This is a genomic window from Saccharomonospora saliphila YIM 90502 (genome assembly GCF_000383795.1).
Taxonomy (GTDB): domain Bacteria; phylum Actinomycetota; class Actinomycetes; order Mycobacteriales; family Pseudonocardiaceae; genus Saccharomonospora; species Saccharomonospora saliphila.
In genome coordinates this window covers 1-1,220 of record NZ_KB912718.1, presented here as the reverse complement: position 1 = coordinate 1,220, position 1,220 = coordinate 1, and the positions used below count along the sequence as shown (strand labels likewise).

Annotated in this window: 2 protein-coding genes; one reads left to right on the top strand and one right to left on the bottom strand. The window is 70.6% G+C overall.

Going from position 1 to position 1,220, the window contains the following annotated elements; genetic code table 11:
• Positions 1–254, bottom strand: a 254-nt coding sequence (locus tag SACSA_RS23715; RefSeq protein WP_048876983.1) for a hypothetical protein, incomplete at its 3' end; no start/stop codon positions are given.
• Between SACSA_RS23715 and SACSA_RS0118435 the strand changes: the two genes are divergently transcribed.
• Positions 248–1,135 carry an ABC transporter permease subunit gene (locus SACSA_RS0118435; protein WP_019819205.1) on the top strand — a complete coding sequence of 296 codons (888 nt, stop codon included), beginning with the start codon at positions 248–250 and terminating at the stop codon, positions 1,133–1,135. The genes SACSA_RS23715 and SACSA_RS0118435 overlap by 7 nt on opposite strands.
• Positions 1,136–1,220: the final 85 nt, after the last annotated feature.

Below are 1,220 nucleotides of genomic sequence, written 5' to 3'. Positions count from 1 at the left end.
AGCAGGCCGGAGGCTGGGCCGGGCCACCACCCGGTCAGCAACCGCCGGGTGAGCAGCACGCGCAGCACCAGCCCGGTATGCCGCAGCCGGGGGCCCAGCCGCCCGCGCCACAGCAGCCGGGCTCGCAGCCCATGCCGCAGCAACCCGCCCAGCATCCCGGGCAGCCGCAGCAACCGCAGCAACCCGGCCCGCAGACCGGACACCAGCAGCCGCAGCAGAACCAGGGCTGGGGAGGCCAGCAGCAGTGATGGCAAACCTGATCAAAGCGGAGTTCCGCAAGACGCTCAGCCTCAAGCTGTGGTGGGCGCTGATGATTCCGGCGTTCGCCCTCTCGTTCGTCTTCGCCCTCGGCTGGGGCAACGCCGCCAACGACTTCAACGACTTCCTCGGCAGCTACGAGGCGCGGGAACTCGCCCGCGCGCTCGGCGTCGAGGTGAACACGCTGCCGGTGGGGCTGCTGGCACTCGCCCGCGGCATCAACGTCGGAACACTCTTTCCGGTGATCTTCGGCATCTCCGCCCTCGCGGGCGAGTACACCCGCCGCACGATCACCACCACCTACCTGACGGCTCCGCACCGGGGCGCGGCACTGACCGCCAAACTGGTCACCTACACGGTTTGGGGCGCAGCCTACGGCGTCGTGCTGGTCACCGCCTCCAGCATCGCCATGGCGCTGAGCGTGGACAGCGAGCGGCTCCCGTCGGCGGGTCAGTGGTTCGCCGTCCTCGGCGCCGCACTGCTGGCCGCCATGCTCGCCACCCTGTTCGGGATCGGCGTCGGCGCGGTGTGGAACAGTGTTACCGGCCCGACCGTGACGCTGGTCATCTGGATGCTGATCATCGAGAACCTTCTCGTGCTCCTCGTGTTCGGTACGTTGGACGCGTACTGGGTCGGCGGTGTGCTGCCGAACAACACGCTGAACGGCATCGTGGGCGGCATCGCGGCGGAGGCGCTCGGAGCGGCGGGTCTGTCGGTGCCGGACGCGCTGGACGAGGATCTCCAATGGCTGTTGCAGTTCTTCGCGGGAGCACCGGGCTCCTACGCGTGGTGGAGCGCGGCGTTGGTGTTCGGCGCGTGGACGGCGGCGTTCTTCGGCGCGGGCTGGGCGGCCAACGCCAAGCGCGACATCACCTGAGGCTCCCGCCACGACGCCGGAGGGGCTGCCCGTGAGCGGAACGGACACGGCCCCCGCCCCCACGCGCGACCCCTCGGCGTCCGCG

Coding starts and splice junctions, on each gene's coding strand:
- SACSA_RS0118435 (WP_019819205.1), top strand. CDS start 248: ATGGCAAACCTGATCAAAGCGGAGTTCCGCAAGACGCTCAGCCTCAAG.